At 64.6% G+C, this 17,395-nt stretch carries 14 protein-coding genes and 1 tRNA gene; 1 reads left to right on the top strand and 14 read right to left on the bottom strand.

The window, feature by feature from the left end; translation table 11 throughout:
• The 5 genes from CURSPS6_RS10145 to CURSPS6_RS10125 all read right to left on the bottom strand — a co-directional run bounded on the left by CURSPS6_RS10145 (position 1) and on the right by CURSPS6_RS10125 (position 4,732).
• Complete coding sequence (locus CURSPS6_RS10145) at positions 1-1,065, bottom strand: hypothetical protein (protein ID WP_030015938.1); 1,065 nt, start codon at positions 1,063-1,065, stop codon at positions 1-3.
• A complete protein-coding gene (locus CURSPS6_RS10140; protein WP_051687904.1) occupies positions 1,062-1,910 on the bottom strand; it encodes a glycosyltransferase family 2 protein in 849 nt (282 codons plus the stop codon). The genes CURSPS6_RS10145 and CURSPS6_RS10140 overlap by 4 nt, the downstream gene beginning before the upstream one ends.
• Before the next feature lie 230 nt (positions 1,911-2,140).
• The gene (locus CURSPS6_RS10135) at positions 2,141-3,127 is read right to left on the bottom strand and encodes a ribose-phosphate diphosphokinase (protein WP_030015937.1); all 987 of its coding nucleotides are present in this window, start codon (positions 3,125-3,127) and stop codon (positions 2,141-2,143) included.
• Positions 3,128-3,130: 3 nt separating this feature from the next.
• Positions 3,131-4,609, bottom strand: coding sequence for a bifunctional UDP-N-acetylglucosamine diphosphorylase/glucosamine-1-phosphate N-acetyltransferase GlmU (gene glmU, locus CURSPS6_RS10130; RefSeq protein WP_030015936.1), 1,479 nt, complete (start codon positions 4,607-4,609; stop codon positions 3,131-3,133).
• 52 nt (positions 4,610-4,661) lie between these two features.
• Positions 4,662-4,732, bottom strand: a tRNA-Gln gene (locus tag CURSPS6_RS10125).
• A gap of 88 nt (positions 4,733-4,820) precedes the next feature.
• Here CURSPS6_RS10125 and CURSPS6_RS10120 point away from each other — a divergent pair.
• Positions 4,821-6,635, top strand: coding sequence for an ABC-F family ATP-binding cassette domain-containing protein (locus CURSPS6_RS10120; RefSeq protein WP_235503748.1), 1,815 nt, complete (start codon positions 4,821-4,823; stop codon positions 6,633-6,635).
• 21 nt (positions 6,636-6,656) lie between these two features.
• Here CURSPS6_RS10120 and CURSPS6_RS10115 read toward each other — a convergent pair whose 3' ends face one another.
• From CURSPS6_RS10115 to CURSPS6_RS10075, 9 genes are all read right to left on the bottom strand, one after another.
• On the bottom strand, positions 6,657-7,403 hold the full coding sequence (locus CURSPS6_RS10115; RefSeq protein WP_082470436.1) for a DUF1868 domain-containing protein: 747 nt from the start codon (positions 7,401-7,403) through the stop codon (positions 6,657-6,659).
• Positions 7,396-9,186 (bottom strand): glycerophosphodiester phosphodiesterase family protein, encoded by a 1,791-nt coding sequence (locus CURSPS6_RS10110; RefSeq protein ID WP_082470434.1) that lies wholly within the window; start codon positions 9,184-9,186, stop codon positions 7,396-7,398. Before CURSPS6_RS10110 ends, CURSPS6_RS10115 begins: the two co-directional genes overlap by 8 nt.
• Before the next feature lie 57 nt (positions 9,187-9,243).
• Entirely contained in the window at positions 9,244-10,356 is a 1,113-nt protein-coding gene (locus CURSPS6_RS10105) for an ABC transporter ATP-binding protein (protein ID WP_035811052.1), read from the bottom strand.
• Positions 10,353-12,047, bottom strand: coding sequence for an ABC transporter permease (locus CURSPS6_RS10100; RefSeq protein ID WP_051687903.1), 1,695 nt, complete (start codon positions 12,045-12,047; stop codon positions 10,353-10,355). The genes CURSPS6_RS10105 and CURSPS6_RS10100 overlap by 4 nt, the downstream gene beginning before the upstream one ends.
• Positions 12,048-12,132: 85 nt before the next feature.
• Positions 12,133-13,182: an ABC transporter substrate-binding protein gene (locus CURSPS6_RS10095; protein WP_030015930.1), complete on the bottom strand. Its 1,050-nt coding sequence runs from the start codon at positions 13,180-13,182 to the stop codon at positions 12,133-12,135.
• Positions 13,183-13,361: 179 nt separating this feature from the next.
• On the bottom strand, positions 13,362-14,258 hold the full coding sequence (gene rsmA, locus CURSPS6_RS10090) for a 16S rRNA (adenine(1518)-N(6)/adenine(1519)-N(6))-dimethyltransferase RsmA (RefSeq protein WP_200910946.1): 897 nt from the start codon (positions 14,256-14,258) through the stop codon (positions 13,362-13,364).
• A 13-nt stretch (positions 14,259-14,271) separates the two neighbouring features.
• The gene (locus CURSPS6_RS10085) at positions 14,272-15,369 is read right to left on the bottom strand and encodes a TatD family hydrolase (protein WP_082470432.1); all 1,098 of its coding nucleotides are present in this window, start codon (positions 15,367-15,369) and stop codon (positions 14,272-14,274) included.
• A 33-nt stretch (positions 15,370-15,402) separates the two neighbouring features.
• Positions 15,403-16,296, bottom strand: coding sequence for a 16S rRNA (cytidine(1402)-2'-O)-methyltransferase (gene rsmI, locus CURSPS6_RS10080; RefSeq protein ID WP_030015926.1), 894 nt, complete (start codon positions 16,294-16,296; stop codon positions 15,403-15,405).
• Between the two features lie 42 nt (positions 16,297-16,338).
• The gene (locus tag CURSPS6_RS10075; protein ID WP_030015925.1) at positions 16,339-17,349 is read right to left on the bottom strand and encodes a CgeB family protein; all 1,011 of its coding nucleotides are present in this window, start codon (positions 17,347-17,349) and stop codon (positions 16,339-16,341) included.
• Positions 17,350-17,395 lie beyond the last annotated feature (46 nt).

The raw sequence follows: 17,395 nt of genomic DNA, 5'->3' as shown, positions 1-17,395 counted from the left end.
CTAGTGGGAGACGATATCCGCGATCAGCCGCGCCGGCTCGTCGTGGAGGGGATCGGGCGCGGGCGTGGGAGCCTCGCCCCACTGATTCATGCCGTAGCGCTGCCAGAATTCTCGCAGCCACGCCGGCGGCCGCGAGTGGTAGACCCACGCGTCCAGCCCCCTGGCTGCGGCCTCGAGCACCCCTGTGGAAAAGGTCGATACCACCGGCGAACGCAGATCCGTGAGGGCCTCGCCGGAACGGTCGAATTCGATGCCCTCGCGTTCCCACCACCGGTGGATTGTCCGCGAGAACAGATCCTTCTCCCCGGGGTGCGGCCGGTACACGGCGCCGGTGTCGCGACAGAATCGCCGCGTGGAGGCCACCAACCCCGGTTTGCTCAGTTCGACCCCGTGGAGCTGTCCCAGAAAGACGGGCGCCGCCGAGGTCTTCGTGCCCACCCGCGCCAACCGTCCGGCCTCGTGCAACAGCTGAGAACCGACCGGATGAATCTCGATATCGCGGCGACCGCTGGCCCAAAAACGCCCGTCGGCCTCGGTGAAGGCCAGCAGGTGCGCCTCGTGCGGCAACGGCGGGGCCTTGGGCGTCAGGAGGCCGTGCTGAACGATCCATTTCCTCAGCCCGTGGCTCTGCGCCCAGGCGTCGAGGAGGGACCCGACCGGAAGGTAATGTCCCGCGCTCATGACGGAGTCGATCCGGCCGAGCGTCCCTCCGGAACCCCTCTGCGCATCGAGTCCGGCGAGGGTCCGCGGGATCCGCCTCACGGCCCATCCCTCCCCCGGCAGTTGCGCGGAGATATCCCCGGGCGCCAGGACCGCGACGGGAACCCGGCCGACGAGATGCCTCATCGGTCGGATCAGCGCGGCGATCTTCGTGGGAGTCGTCGCGTCGAGGGCCACGAGCAGTCGCGGGTCTCCGTCGGCGACGTGAAGAACCACCGCATCGACCGAGGGTTCCCGCCTTTGAAGCAGGGTCGACGCGGCGGCTTTGGTTTCACGCAGCACATTGCGCCTCCGCTGCCACCGGCTCCACGCCGTGAGGTCTTCCGGGTGATCCAGACCGATCATTCGACACCTCCTCGGGCCGTGGGGCGAACCGCGCGCTGGTACGTGCCGTCGGAGGCGGCCAGACGGCGTTCCCCGCGAAGGTTCGTCAGCGGCCGGCTGCAACCGCCCAGAAGGCGCACGATCACCAGGTAAAGAAAATTCACGTAGACGCAGGCCATCAGCGCGAGCCGGAGCCGCCGGTCTCCGCCCCATTTTTGCGCGTACCTCACGCGTGAGGCAACGAGCCACTGCCGTCGAAGCGCGCTCGCCGAGGAGCCACCTCCCCGATGAACCACGGTGTGCGTGCCCAGGAAGACCGAGGGCACACCGACCTCGCGAAGCCTTCGCTGGAGATCGACTTCCTCACAGTTCATGAAGAAGCGTTCGTCAAAGCCGCCGATCTGGCGCACGGTGTCAACCGGCAGGCACATGCAGGCGCCGAGAACCCAGTCGACCTCGACGATCGCGCCCGCCGTGCATCGGGTGTCATGCCCCACGCGCTCGTGCAGGAATCGGGTGTGGCGCCACCTGGCTAAGGGGATGAGCCACTCGGTAGCTTGGTGCGCGACCGTGGGAAAATACCTGCCCGCCCACTGGGAGAGCCCGTGTTCGTCCACGACGTGCGGCGAAACCACCGCTCGCCCGCGGCTTCGGGCATCCCGCAGAAACGCGTGAACGAATTCCGGGGCGATCCTCAGGTCGCTGTTCATGACCAGGGCGATGTCGTGCGATGCCGCGTTTAACCCGGTGTTCACGGCCGCGCCAAAGCCGCCGTTCGTCTCACGCCTGATGACGACGCACGGCGCCGGCAGCGGTGGGAAGGCCTCGGGAGAGTGATCGTCCACGACGATGACCTCAGTCTTCATAGACTGCCCCCCCCCCCGCCAAAATGGCATTCACGAGGGAAAGGGTCGGCCGTGGATCCCCGTAGTGCGGAATGACGATGGTAGCGGCACTCACGCTGCCCGCTTCCACGAGGACCATGACGCACCGACGGCTCGCGCCTGTGACCGTGACATATTGTTTTTATCCCCCAACAAAACAATGCCCAGGGCAGCCTTCCGGACCCCCATCCGGATCGGCGCCCTCATAACTACTACCCCACGCCCCCGAACAGGCTCGTGACCGAGCCGTCCTCGAAGACCTCCTTGATCGCACGAGCGATGAGCGGTGCGATCGACAAAACCGTGAGGTTCTCAAACTGATGCTCTTCCGGGACCGGAAGCGTATCCGTCACGATGACCTCCGAGGCACCGGAATTCGCCAAGCGCTCGCATGCCGGCCCGGAGAACACCGGGTGGGTCGCGGCGATGATGACGTCCTTGGCGCCGGCCTCCTCCAGGACCTTCACGGCCCCGGAGATCGTTCCGCCGGTGTCAATCATATCGTCGATGAGCACGCACGAGCGTCCCTCGATGTCGCCCACCACGGTCTTGGACATGGCCTGGTTCGGCACCGAGATGTCGCGGGTTTTGTGCACGAACGCGAGGGGCGCGCCGCCGAGCAATTCGGACCACTGCTCGGCCACGCGCACGCGCCCCGTATCCGGAGAAACGACCGTGACGTTGTCGAGATTAAAACCGCGAGACTTGACGTAGCCCGCGAGCAACGGGATGGCCATCAGGTGATCCACGGGACCGTCGAAGAATCCCTGGATCTGCGAGGTGTGCAGGTCGACGCTCATGATGCGATCCGCACCGGCGGTCTTGAAGAGATCCGCGATCAGGCGGGCCGAGATCGGTTCGCGGCCCTTATGCTTTTTGTCCTGGCGCGCGTAGGGGTAGAACGGCGCGATCACGGTGATCCGACGGGCCGAGGCGCGCTTGAGCGCGTCGATCATGATCAACTGTTCCATCAGCCACTGGTTGATCGGCATCGGGTGGGACTGCATCACGAAGCAATCGGCGCCGCGGACCGAGCCTTCGAAGCGGACGTACGTCTCGCCGTTGGCAAAGTCGTATGCCGAGGTCGGGAGCAGATCGCACTCGAGCTCTTGGGCGATTGCCTCCGCGAGTTCGGGGTGAGCACGGCCCGTCACCAGGACCATCTTCTTCTCACCCGGATTCGTCATGGTCTGGGTCATGGACTAGCCTTCCTCGATGCTTTCAACAGCATTCTGTTCACGAGCCGCGCGGGCGGACTCTGCCGCAGCCGTACCTGCTCGCTTCTTTTCGACCCAGCCCTCGATATTGCGCTGGGGAGCCTCATTAATCGCGAGCGCACCCGCCGGAACGTCCTTGCGGATCACGGTGCCCGCACCGGAGTACGCGCCGTCACCCACCTTCACGGGGGCCACGTACATGTTGTCGGAGCCCATGCGGACGTTGGAGCCGATGACGCTGCGATGCTTGTCGACCCCGTCGTAATTGACGAAGACCGAGGCCGCGCCGATATTCGAGTTCTCACCGATTTCGACGTCGCCCACGTAGGACAAGTGGGGAATTTTCGTGCCTCTGCCAATATCGGCGTTCTTGGTCTCGCAGAAACCGCCGATCTTGCCCTCGTCGCCCAAGACCGTGCCCGGGCGCAGATAGGTGAAGGGACCGACGGTCGCGCCGTCGCCGATCACCGAGCCGAAACCGTGCGTGCGCACCACGGTGGCGTCCTTGCCGACGCGGATATCGGTCAGGGTGGAGTCCGGCCCGATGGTGGAGCCGGTGGCGATCGACGTCTCTCCGTGCAATTGCGTGCCGGGAAGGATGGTGACGTCGTTGTCGATCGTGACCGTGGTGTCGATCCAGGTCGTGGCCGGATCGACGATCGTCACGCCGTTGCGCATGTGTCGTTCGGTAATGCGTTCGTTGAGGATCTTGCCCAGTTGGGAGAGTTGAACGCGGTCGTTCGCGCCCTCGACCTCCCACCGGTCCTCGATGGTCAGCGCCGAGGTTCGGTGACCGTTGTCCCGGGCGATCGACAGGACGTCGGTCAGGTACTTCTCGCCCTGGGCGTTGTCGGTGGTCACGGCGTTCAGGGATTCCCGCAAAACGGAAGCGTCGAAGGCATAGATGCCGGAGTTGACCTCGGTGATCGCCAACTGCTCGGGGGTGGCGTCCTTGGCCTCGACGATCGCGGTGACCTCGCCGCCCTCATTGCGAATGATGCGCCCGTAGCCGCCGGGCGTCTCGAGCTTGGTAGTGAGGACCGTCACGGCGTTATCCTGCTCACGGTGATACCGGGTGAGGTCGCTGATCGTCGCGGAGGTCAACAGCGGGACGTCACCGTAGGTCACGATCACGGTGCCCTGCATCCGCCCGGAAGGCAGAGCGTCCAGCGCCTCCAGGGCGACCTCGACGGCTCGACCGGTTCCGGGGAGCTCATCCTGATCGACGATGCGCACCTGCTCATCGAAGCCGCGCACGTGCTCAACCACGCGGTCTCGCTGGTGCCTGACGACGACCGCGAGATGCTCCGGGGACAGCTCCCGGGCCGTCGCGATCGCGTGCTCCACCATGGAACGCCCACCGATCTGGTGCATGACCTTGGGGAGCGATGACTTCATACGGGTTCCAGCTCCGGCTGCCAAGACGATGACGGCGGAAGGGGATTCCTGAGTGCCAAAGGTCAAGAGAGTGGGACTCCTCGATGTGGGTGATGTCGACGCGGGGCGCGCAGACTCGCTCCGCCTCTAGGACTCGAACCTAGACTAACGGCTCCAAAGGCCGCTGTGCTGCCATTACACCAAGGCGGATTGTCATGGGGACTTGCCGTCCCGGACGGTTACTCATCGTATCAAAGCATCGAGGCCGTTCTGCACGCCGGTTACGAGCACGTAGTCTATGGATGTGGCACATCTACTCGGCGGCGAATCGCTTCATGTTCAGTTCCCCACCCGCACCGTCTTCGAAGGCGTCACGGTCGGAGTTTCGGAAGGCGACCGCATCGGCATCGTCGGACGCAACGGCGACGGAAAGTCGACCTTGCTGTCCCTGCTGGCCCAGCGCCTCAAGCCCGACGAGGGCCGTGTGACGGTGCGCTCCGGCGTGCGAGTCGGTTATCTGGACCAGTCGGACGTGCTCGAGGACGACCACAGCGTCGGATACGCCATGGTCGGCGACGCCCCCGACTACGAGTGGGCCTCGGACCCCAAGATCCGTGACGTCATCTCGGGCCTCGTGCAGGATCTCGACTGGACCGCGCCCATCAATTCCCTGTCCGGCGGCCAACGGCGCCGGGTCGCGCTGGCCCAATTGCTCATCGGCGACTGGGACGTGCTGATGCTGGACGAGCCCACCAACCATCTCGACGTCGGGGCCATCACCTGGCTCGCGCGCCACCTGAACCAGAGGTGGCCCAAGAACCAGGGCGGACTGCTCACCGTGACCCACGACCGGTGGTTCCTCGACGAAATCTGCACCGATACCTGGGAGGTGCACGACGGCCTGGTCGAGCCCTTCGAAGGCGGCTACGCCGCGTATATTCTCCAGCGCGTGGAACGCGACCGGCAGGCCGCGGCCGCCGAGGCAAAAAGGCAAAACCTGATGCGCAAGGAGCTCGCGTGGCTACGCCGCGGGGCACCGGCCCGCACGTCCAAGCCCAAGTTCCGCATCGACGCGGCCAACGAACTGATCGACGATGTCCCACCGGTTCGCGACCAGGTCGAGCTCTCGCGCATGGCCGTCTCCCGGTTGGGCAAGGACGTCGTGGACATCGAGGATGTCTCGGTCTCTTACCCGCTCCCCGACGGCGACGAGAAGCCCGTTCTCCAGCGCGTGACCTGGCGCATCGCGCCCGGCGAGCGCACCGGAATTCTGGGGGTCAACGGCGCCGGAAAATCGACCCTCCTCGGGCTCGTCACCGGCGATGTCGAACCCACGACGGGCCGCGTCAAGACGGGAAAGACGGTTCGCGTGGCGACCCTGACGCAGCAGCTCGATGAGCTCAAGGATATTGAGAACGAGCGCGTCTCGGACGTCATCGGCCGCAAACGCAGCAGCTACATGGCCGACGGCAAAGAGATGACGCCGGGGCAGCTCCTCGAGCGGCTCGGCTTCACGAATGCGCAGCTCTCGACGCCGGTCCGCGATCTCTCGGGTGGACAGCGGCGCCGACTGCAGCTTCTGCTCATCCTGTTGGACGAGCCCAACGTGCTGATCCTCGACGAGCCCTCGAACGATCTCGACACCGACATGCTGGCCGCCATGGAAGATCTCTTGGATACGTGGCCGGGCACGCTCCTGGTGGTCTCGCACGACCGATACCTGATGGAGCGCGTCACGGACCAGCAGTACGCCGTGATGAACGGGCGGTTCCGCCACGTCCCGGGCGGGGTGGATCAGTACCTCGAACTCCAGGAACAGGCGGAGGCCGATTCCCGCGCCGCGACGGCATCGAACTCGGCCGGCCCGGCGCCGTCGGGCGCACCCAAGCGTTCCGGCGCGGAGGTCCGCGAGGCTCAGAAGGAGATCAAGGCGATCGACCGCAAACTGAGCCGGCTCAGCGAATCCAAGCGCGCCGTACACGAGGAGATGGCCGCTCATGACCAGTCCGACTACGAAGGGCTGGCCGATTTCGGCCGCAAGGTCCAGCGGATCCAGGACGAGGTCGACGAGCTCGAGATGCGCTGGCTGGAGCTGTCCGAGATCGTCGACTGATTCCTCCGCAGCGCTGTTCCGCTAGAACCGGATCAGCGGCGGGAAGGAGACCATCGAGTCGATGACGCAGAAGGCCGGTGCCGCCAACTCGATCCGTCCGGACCGAATGGCCGGGGACACCACGTGCGCGAACCTTTCTCCCTCCAGAGATTCCCTGAGCCGACCGTCGGTGAGCCGGTAGGAGAGGGTGATGTGGAACCGATAATCGTCGAACCCCGGGGCTGCCCACTGCAGCACTTCCCGGAGGAGTTCTCGGAAGCGCGCGACGCGTTGCCTCTGGCGCGAATCGGTGATCTCCACGAGGACTCGAACCTCGTCACGCCTGGAATCCAATCCGAGGATCTCGACCTCGAGGGGCCCGATGCACGGTACCGCCGAGGCCTCGATGCGCCGGAGACACTCGCGGGTGAGCCCTTCGATGGTCTGATCCGGACCCCACCGGGCCTCACCGAATCGATCGGGATCGAGGTCGTACTCGGTCAACCCGGGAAACACCGTCATATGCAGGCTGGAAAGCGGGTGGTGAGACCACTCCCCGGGGCCACTGGCCTCGTGCAGCCGGCGCATCGCCCGCCGAGCCTGTCTCCTCCACGGTGAGAAATCCGGAACCTCCGCAACCACGGTCCACCCGCGAAACCGACGCGGTTCAAAGGTCGAGCACCATTTTCGCCGCGTCGCCTCCGGAACACGGCTCGGGCGGTGGCACGGATCATCACGCCGTCTTTCGCCGCGTGGCTCTTCCCCATGACGGCGTCCTCGCTCAGACATCGAAGCTCCACGTGCTCCAGGAACCGGTCGATTGCTCCGTGAGATGGGCGTAAGCCCACGGGACTCCCCACGAATAGCGGTCGTCCCAATCGAAGCTCAGATAGCGGCCATCGACGTCGCGGTACTCGTCGTTCGCCGTGCGGCTCCAGAGGGTTCGCGGATCGTCGCAGTTGGCCTGCCAATACACGAGGTCCCAGTCCCCGGGATGGGTGGCGAGGCATTGTTGGTCGAAGACATTCTTGATCCTCATGAAGTGGTCGTTGACCACCGAAATCTCCATCTCGGGTGAGTATCCCGACTCTTTGTCGTACCAGCAGGCGGCGACCCATCCCGGCTGATCCCGCCAGTTGAAGAGACAAACCTGGCCCTGCCACGTGTGGGAGGCTCCCCCGCCCCACCCCTTGAGGGTCACGCGCGACTCGTTCGGGATTCGCATGCCCTGCAGTTGCCAATACAACCACGACCGGCTCTCGGCAGCGGCTCTCCGCGGGCTCGGAACGGACGCGCGATCGAGAATGTTGTTCTCCGACAGGTATGTGTGCACCGAATCGGAATCGTCCACGGTGAAGAGCCGCACTCCCATGTCGGCCTGCCACGCAATATTCGCCCGGAGGTCCTGCGCTTCACGGGCGTACTTCGAGGTGGACCGCTTGTCGTCCAACGCGTAGCAGCATCGTCCATCGGCGTTGTAGAAGGCCCGCGTCACGTTCAGCGGGCGATGGTCACCACCGATGTTGGGAACGGTGTAACCGGAGAAGGAGCGGGTTTCCCACAGCATGCGGTCGGGCAAGGGGACAAAATTGCCCAGGGGCTTGCCCGAAGCCAGCACGGTGAAGGCCATCTGGGCCATCGAACCGGGCTCAGCATTTCCCGGGTCGCGGCTCTTGGGAGTCTGGTAGTCCCCGAATTCACTGAAGACATGTTTGGTGGACCGGACGTCCGAAGAGTCTTTAATCAGCACCTCGACGGCAGGGGCAAGCGTGGACGGGGCCTCGGTCCAAGCCCGAAGCGCCTCCTGGGAGCGTGGCACGGACCCCTTCCCCGGAAACGCATCGAGGGCCGCAGCGACTCCGGGGTTCATCATGGGCAGCACCATGATCGTGCGGTGAACGCCCGCCCGGTCCAGGGCCGCTTGCCAGTCACCTGGAGTCGGGTACTCGCTCATCGGCAATTTCAGGACCACCCGTTGGCTCATGTGTGAGTCAGGATGCGAACTCTCAAAGTCCGCGATGGTACGGGCGATGCGTACGGCCTGATCGGGCTCCTTCACGTCCAGGTGCATCAGAGTCGGCGCGTGCATGTTCTCGGCGGTTTGGAGCAGCTGATCGAGAGTGGGCACCTCGAACGACGTCGGCTTGCGGTCCTTCGTCAACAACGGCTTCCGCTCCAGGTCTCGATAGTCCAGAGAAGACAGGGCGGGATTCGGTCCCGTCCCCCGCTCTGGATCGAATGTCGGCTCGAGGGCGAGCCCGACATGGGTGTCGTGAAACAGCACCAACTGTCCGTCGCGGGTGGTGCGCACGTCGGTTTCGATCGCCGGCTGACACGCTTCGAAGGAGGCCCGGAAGGCCCCGAGGCTGTTACCCGGAAGCGTCGCCGAAAACGCACCGCGATGTTGCACCGCGAGTCCGAGATCATTCCCCTCAAGGCCGTGGACAAATCTGTCGTACATCACGTGATAGTCGGGGCAGGAACCCGCGTGGTCCTGGGCCTCGGCCGATGGGGCGCCTAGCGCCGTTACGACCAGGGCCGCGGCCATCCCCCACCTCAATACATGTTTCATGAATTCTCCTCCTACTCTCCGTCTTGCCCGCCTCGATGCGTTCGATGCCTACCAGGGTCAAGAAGCCTTGATGAGCCGAATGTCCTGTGGCTCGAAGGCGATCAGGCAGCCTTCCCCGACCTTCCAGTGCCTGGACTGCCCGTACAGCCTGGCCTTGACCGCGCCCTCGGCGGTCTCGCATTCCAATCTGGTGTGGTCGCCGAAGTACTGGTATCTGGTGACCCTCCCGGGTGCGGTGATCTGCCCGCCGACCTCCGCGCCTTCCGAGTGGACCCTGACGCGCTCCGGCCGAAGGAGCGCTTTACCGGCCGCCCCTTCCTCCCAGCGAGATCCGGCGATGGGCACGGAAACATCCTGGCCGAACAGTCGAACGACCGCCCCACCTCCCCCGGATGAAAGCCGGGGATGCCGCACATCGAACAGATTGGACGAACCGATGAAGTCGGCTACGAACTGGTTCACCGGCTCTTCGTAGATGTCTTCCGGCGTGCCGACCTGCTCGATCTTGCCGGCCCGCATGACCACGATCCGGTCGGAGATGCTCATGGCCTCTTCTTGGTCGTGGGTCACGAAGATCGCCGTGATGCCCAAGTCCTGTTGAATACGACGGATCTCGGTCCGCATCTTGACCCTGAGCTTGGCATCCAGATTGGACAGGGGCTCATCGAAGAGGAGCACCCGGGGCTCGGTGACGATCGCCCGCGCCAGTGCCACGCGCTGCTGCTGTCCCCCGGAGAGCTCGTGCGGGGCGCGGTCTGCATACTGGCCGATGTTCATGGTCTCCATCGCGGTGTCCACGAGCGAGCGAATCTTCTGGCCGGATTCTTTACGTAGCTTGAGCCCGAAGGCAACGTTGTCCCGCACCGAAAGGTGCGGAAACAGAGCGTAGGACTGGAAGACCATCGAGATTGGCCGTCGATGCGGCTCGATGTCGTTCATGCGCTGACCGGAGATCAGCAACTCACCTTCGGTGATCTCTTCGAATCCGGCGATCATCCGCAATGTGGTGGTCTTGCCGCAGCCGGAGGGCCCGAGGAAGCTCACCAACTCGCCCGGGCGCACGCTCAGCGTGAAGCCCTCCACGGCCGTGACGGCACCGTGTTTGCTGCGGTATCTCTTGACGATGTTCGTAAAGTCGACTGACGACGGCTCGATGTTTTTCGCGCTCACGACTTGTTCTTTCCCTTCAGGTTCTCGATGCCGCGACGGCCTAGGAGGCGGTGGAGGAGCTCGGTGACGACCAAGATGGCGAGCACGATGGCGATCAACAGCGTGCAGTAGGCGAAGGCATTGCCGAAGCGACCGGCGTCGACCTCGTCCAAGATCTGCCCCGCCATGACCTTGGTCTGTGGGGTGATGATGAAAATGACCGCGGTAATGACCGTCATGGATCGGGTGACCGTATACGTGAATCCGGTCAGCATGGATTGGTAGATCAAGGGGGCGGTAACTTTCCTGAGCACCGTCAACGGTCCGGCCCCCAGGCTCGCGGCCGCTTCCTCCAGGCTGGTGCTGACTTGTCGAAGGGCCGCGATCGAGGACTGCTGGCTCGCCGGTAGCCCTCGCGCGATGTAAACCATGACGATCGCGACGGCGCCTCCGAGCACCGCGCCTCCGGCCGCGAGGGCCGGGAGGATTCTGACTCCGAAGAGCCAGGTGGGCTGGGAATAGGCAATCGCGAAACCGAGGCCCAAGATGGTCCCGGGTACGGCAAGGCCAAGCATGCCGACGAGATCCAACACCGCCCCGAATCGTTTGAACTGACGGACCACCAGCCACGCGGTGAGGGTTCCGATCAGCACCGCGAACGGTGCCGCGATAAGGGTCATGACCGTGGTCGTCACGATCGCTTCCTTGCCGAGACGGAAAATGAATTCGTAGTGCTCCCAGCTGAAGTCGTTCTTGACCCCGAGGATCGTGACGAATCCGCCCGCGACGATGGTGAGATACATCAGGAGGATCAGCAGTATCCACGCGCCAGCCAGGATCCCGATCGGGGCCTTAATCCACCACGACTCAAGGGGTTTCGGCTGCCCCGAAGGTTTTCCCGTCACGGAAACGACCGACTTTTTGCTCACCCAGTAGCGCTGGATCAAGAACACGGACAGCGACGGGATAAGCAGGGCCACGGCCACCCCTGCCGCATACGAGATGTCGCCGTTGCCGGCCACCGCAAAGTAGATCTCCGAGGCCAGGACCCTGAAGTCTCCGCCCAGCGCTAACGGATTCGCCAGGTCGGCGGCGGCCTCCACGAAGAGCAAGAGGAAGGCCGTGGCAAAACCGGGGAGCAACATCGGCAGGATGACCTTGCGCAGCGTCGTCAGGTGACTAGCGCCCAAGGACTGCGCGGCTTCTTCCAAGGTGGGGTCGAGATTGCGGATCATTCCGCTGAAGTTCATGTACGAAACCGGCGTAAAGCTGAGCGCCAGGACGATGACCAAGCCAGGGAGCCCATAGACGTCCACGTCGAGTCCAAGGAGCTTGTCCGTGATGAGGCCCCGCCTCCCGAAGAGGGTTACTGTCGCGGTGGCGATCGCGAAGGGCGGGGAGATCAGCGGCAACATCGCAATCCAGTGGAAGATCCTCTTGCCCCGGAATCGCAGACGGGTCTGGGCCATCGCGAGGACAAAACCGGCGATCATGCCCACGAGCCCGACCAGACATCCGAGAATCACCGTGTTCACCAAGACGTTTTTTCCGCCGGTTCCCACGATCGACTTGGTGAACGCGGTGATGCCTTGGGAGCTGAGCCCCTGGCCCAACAATCGAATGCTGGGCAGGAGGACCACAAAGTAAAGGGCAATCAGGACGATCGCGGTGAGAATCCAGATATGGATGCCGCGTTTCTTCAGCGCTGTCATGGTGTTGGGGACTTTTCGGGCTTGAGCCCGACCCCGCCAAGGGTCTCTCTCGACGAGCGACGGGGTCGGACGACATCGGTCGGTACTACTTGGCCTCGCTGGCCTTCTGGATCTTCTCTTCGAAAAGCGTGTTCAGATCCTGACGCTTTCCGGCGGCATCGGCGACGTTCCAGCTGACCTTGGAGACCTTCGTCTGGTCGGGAACGTCGGAGCCGATCGTCACCTCCGGGTTAGTAGGCGCCGCGAAGGAAGGAACCTCGGCGAACTTCTCCTGGGCTTCCTTGCTCAGGATCCAGTCGAAGTACTTCTTGGCCTGATCCATGTGCTTGGCGCCTTTGACGATCGACACGGAGCCAACCTCGAAACCGGTGCCACCTTCCGGATAGGTATTCTCGAGCGACCCGAAGCCCTCGTGCTGGGCCTGGGCACAGTCCGAATCCAGTGCGATGCCGACCGCGGCCTCGCCCCGGCCCACCATCTGCGTGCTGGTCGCAGCAGATTTGGAGTACTGCACCCCGTTCTTATTGAGCTTCTGCATGTAGTCCAGGACCTTGCCCTCGTCCCCGCCGAATTTCTGATTGAGCGTGTACAGGACCATGTACCCCACGCCCGCCGTGGCCGGATGCGGCATGGAGATCTTGCCTTCGAACTTGGGATCCAGAAGGTCATCCCAGGACTTGGGCGCGTCGGCCCCCAGGCGTGCCAGCTCGTCCTTGCTCGAACAGAAGCCGATGGAGTCCGTGTAGAAACCGGACCAGACCCCGTCGGGATCGTTGTATTCGGACGGCAGCTTGGCCGCGTTGGGCGAGACGTAGGGCTCGATGTTGCCGTCCTTGTGGGCGACAATATGGTTCTCCGCCTGCCCTCCCGACCAGACGTCAAACTCCCCCTTGTTGGTCTTCAGACGGGCCAATACCTCGCCCGATCCCAAGCGAACGTACGTCGCCTTGATGCCGGTGGCCTGGGTGAAGTTATCGGTCATCTTCTGGCAGAAGATCTCCTGTTGCGAACAGGCGATCTTGAGATCCCCGTCGCCGGAGGTCTGATGCGCGGATTCCTGACCGCTCGGCGCCGAACACGAGGCCAGCAGCAGGCCCGTTGCCGCCACGACCAGGGAGAATGATGTCTTCTTCACGAGGTACCCCCAACATTCAACTTTGAAATGATGGGGTAGATATTAGTGAGAGCTATCACAAGGAACAACGCGGTGCGCGAGTGTTACCGACCGGTATAACTGCCTGTCAGGAGCGTGTTCTCATTCCAGAGGAAGCGTTTCACCCAGTCAGGATCCACCCAAGAAGTCGAAGAATTCCCCTACTGTGAATACCCGCGCGGGAGGACATCACCGCGCGCCACCCAGGCGGGGACCGTCTCGGCCGCCCGAGCGATGCTGATGAATTCGTTGACGCCGAGCCGTTCACCGCGCAGAGTGGGGTCCACGCCGGCGGCCTCCAGGATCCGGCCCGCCCGCTGCGACGAACCGGCCCAACCCGCCAGGGCGGCCCGGAGCGTTTTGCGTCGCTGGGCGAAGGCGGCGTCGATCACGCCGAAGAGCGCGACCCGGTCCACGTCTGCCAGCGGCTCCTCGCGACGAGTGAAAGACACCAATCCGGACCGGATCTTGGGGGCAGGCCAGAACACGTTCGTCCCGATCACCCCGGCCTTGCGGACCTCGGCGAACCAGGAGGCCTTGACCGAAGGAACCCCGTAGGTTTTGTTGCCCGGCTCGGCGGCCAGCCGATCCGCGACCTCGTCTTGGACCATGACGAGACCGTGGGTGATCGACGGAAACTGCGCCAGGAGATGCAGCAACACCGGAACGGCGACGTTATACGGAAGGTTGGCCACGAGCGCCGTCGGCTCGACCGGAAGGTGCCGGACCTTCATGGCATCCGAGAGCACAACGTCGAGGCGGTCCGCCTTCTCAGGTCGGAAACGTCGGACCGTGTCGGGAAGCTGCTCGGCCAGCGGGGGGTCAATCTCCACCGCGACGACGCGTTCGGCCGCGTCCAAGAGCCCCAGCGTGAGGGACCCGAGCCCTGGACCAACCTCGAGAACCGTCTCTTCCGGCCTGATCTTGGCCGTGGAAATGATCCGTCGGATCGTATTCGGATCGATCACGAAGTTTTGCCCGAGGGTCTTGGTCGGGCGGATGCCGGCCCGTTCGGCGAGATCCCGGATCTCCGCGGCTCCCAGTAGCGCTGTTTCCATCACGTCCCGAATTCTACAGGCGAGCCGACGTGGGAAGACCCGGGTCCTCCGTGAACCCTTCGATCCCCCAGGAACCGTAAACGCGCACCGCATTGGACCGTATCTGCTCGCACAGCTCGGTCAGGTCTTGCCCCCGGCGATCCGCCATGTAACGGACCGTGTAGTTGGTCATGTAAGACGCGTTGGGGCGGCCCCGATACGGGTGCGGTGTCAGGAAGGGCGCGTCGGTTTCGGCTAAAATCAGCTCGGGGCGCGCGATGTCGAGGGATTCCTGGACCGCGTGGGAATTCTTGAACGTGACCGTGCCCGCGAAGGACATGTACCACCCGTTCTCGTTACATACCCTCGCCAGATCTGGACCTCCCGAGTAGCAGTGGAATACGGTTCGCTCGGGGGCTCCTTCCTCGTGCAGGATCGCCACGACGTCGTCGTGCGCGTCACGGTCGTGAATTTGCAACGCAAGTCCGCGTTCTTTGGCCAGGCGAATGTGGCGACGGAAGGACTCCTGCTGGGCGGCGCGACCATCGGGTTCGGTGCGGAAGTAGTCCAGGCCGGTCTCGCCGATGGCCCGCACCCGGGTGGACGAGTCCACCATCTCCGCCAAGGCTTCGAGGGCCGCATCCAATTCGCCGGCGGCCACGAGCCCAGGGGCCTCATTCGGGTGGATCGCCACCGCCGCCAGGACCCGCGGGTCGGCCTGCGCGGCGGCCACGGCGTAGGCCGACGATTCCAGATCGCATCCGACCTGGACGATGGCCCCGATGCCAGCGGCTTCGCCCGTATCCAGCGCGTCACGCGCGCTAACCTCGACCTCGCCATCAAGCAGATCCATGTGGGTGTGATCGTCCACGATGGGGACGGGAAGCGGCTCAGGCGCCGGGGGAAAGACGAGGTTGCGCGAGCGGCCGTCGTCGCCCGCGGTGTGCCGGCGACGAGTGCCCTCCCCCGAGGGTTCCTCGGCGATGCCGACATAGCGCTCGGCCTGATACGCCGGCGGTGTCTCTCCGGTGACCGGGTACGGCCGCTCTGATGGGACCGGCCACAGCGTCTTCGTCAAGGTTCGGGTGTCCGGGGCGAGCTCCCGCCAGGAGCTCGATGCTGTGTTGCTCATCGGGTGAGAATGCCTTTCTCGTCGGTCACGCGGTCAGTCATCGGTTTCGGAGCGTTGGGACAACACGGCCTCGTACAGATCTCGCTTGCCCACCTGATGCTGCGAGGAGACGTCGTTGACGGCCTGCTTCAACCGCAGGCCACCCTCGACGAGGGCCTCGACCTCGCCCACGAGGTCTTCGGGTCGCTCCGCCTCGGGCTCGGGGGCACCCGCCACCACCACGGCGATCTCGCCGCGGACCTGATGCTGATCGGCCCACATGAACAGCTCCCCCAGCGACCCCCGAAGGGTCTCTTCGTGGAGCTTGGTCAGCTCGCGCGCGACCACGGCCCGTCGTTCATCGCCGAAGGCCTCCACGAGCGCCCCCAGCATGGCTCCGAGGCGGTGCGGGGCTTCGTAGAAGACCATCGTGCGGGGCTCGGCCGCCAATTCCGCCAGGCGGGCCTTGCGCTCGGAGGCCTTGCGCGGGATAAATCCCTCGAAAGTGAATCGGTCCGTCGGCAAGCCCGAAACCGCGAGCGCCGCCAAGACCGCGGAGGGGCCGGGGGCGCAGGTCACGGTCTGGCCCGCGGCAACGGCCTGTTCGACCACCCGGAACCCGGGATCGGAGACGGTCGGCATGCCCGCGTCGGACATCAGCAACACGGTCTTGCCCGCCGCGATCTCCGCGACGAGCTCCTCTGACCGGCGGCCCTCGTTGTGGTCGTGGTTGGTCACCACGCGGCCGGTCACGGTGACGCCCAAGCCCGAGGCGAGGGTCCGCAACCGGCGGGTGTCCTCCACCGCGACGACGTCGGCGCTCGACAGATATTCCTTGAGCCTTTCGCTGGCATCACGGAGGTTTCCGATGGGGGTCGCGGCCAGGACCAGTTGCCCGGCGGAGGCCGCATCCGGGGCGGGGTCAGGGGTTTCGTTTGTCGAGTTCACCCGTCCAGACTAGCCAATCGCCCGACCGCAGACCGAGCCGCCTCACCACAACTGCGCGATGGCACGCGCGCGATGGACCAGGGTGTGCTCCGCGAGAGTGCGGCTTCGGGCCCGATCGCGGATGGCTCCGGCCCAGGTTGGGTCGGCTTGAACCCGCGAAATCTGTTCCCGGGCCTCGTCCGTGGAGCCAAAGGTCAGAATTTCGCGGTCGGGCTCGTAGTAGTCGGCGACGTCGGCCCGGTCGCACAGCTGGATCGCCCCGACGCCCGCGGCCTCGAAGGTCCGCATGGTGAAGCCATCCTGGTCTCCGTGGATATTGAGGGTCGCCAGGCAGTCTCGCATCGTGGCGTAGGCATTCGCCCTGTCCAGGTCCCTGCCGGCGGGAAGCTCGGGACGGTCGCCGCCCCAAGTGCGGAGCCTGTCCCGCACGTCGTGGGACCAGTCCCGGCCATAGCTCTTGACCCGGAACCCACGGCCGTAAAGATCCGTGAGGATCGCCTCACGCTTGGGGTATCGGGCCCCGATGTGGGTGATCTCGGGCACGACGGGCCCGTTCGGAAATTCGAGGAGATGGTCGAAGCCCATCGGCACGTAGGAGGCGTTGATGCCCTCGGCTCGAAAGGCCTCGACGTCGAGGGCCGAGTAACTGGCGACACTCGGGATCACGCGCAACCGGTCGGGCTGCCAACGGGTTCGGCGCACCTCGTCCCACAGCCAGAGCACGACCGGGATCCCTCGCGAGGCGATCTCCTGCCATACGTTCGGGTGGAGCACGTCCCCCTTGACGACCAAGACGAGATCGGGCTTGACCTCCCGCAAGGCGGCCAACGCCCCGGCATTGGCGTGCTCCTCGCGAAGGGCGGTGGTGTCCCGGCCCAACCTCTCGGGTAGCTCGAAGCGCACCTTGTTCTTGACCTTCTGGGGAAGGCTCGCAAAACGGTCGTAGAGGTGGGTGTGTGTCTCGTATCCGATCTGTTCGAATGCCGCCGCAAAGGCGACGTCGTAATCGTGGAAGGCCGGGCTCAGAATGAGCAGGCGATTCGCGGCCCTCACGCGCGAACTCCCCTGCTCCCGCATTCCGATACCCGGGCCTCGACGG

The organism is Curtobacterium sp. S6, assembly GCF_000710345.2.
Classification (GTDB): Bacteria; Actinomycetota; Actinomycetes; order Actinomycetales; family Micrococcaceae; genus Rothia.
Note: the sequence above shows the minus strand (reverse complement) of the source record. Positions and strands in the feature narration are given on the sequence as shown.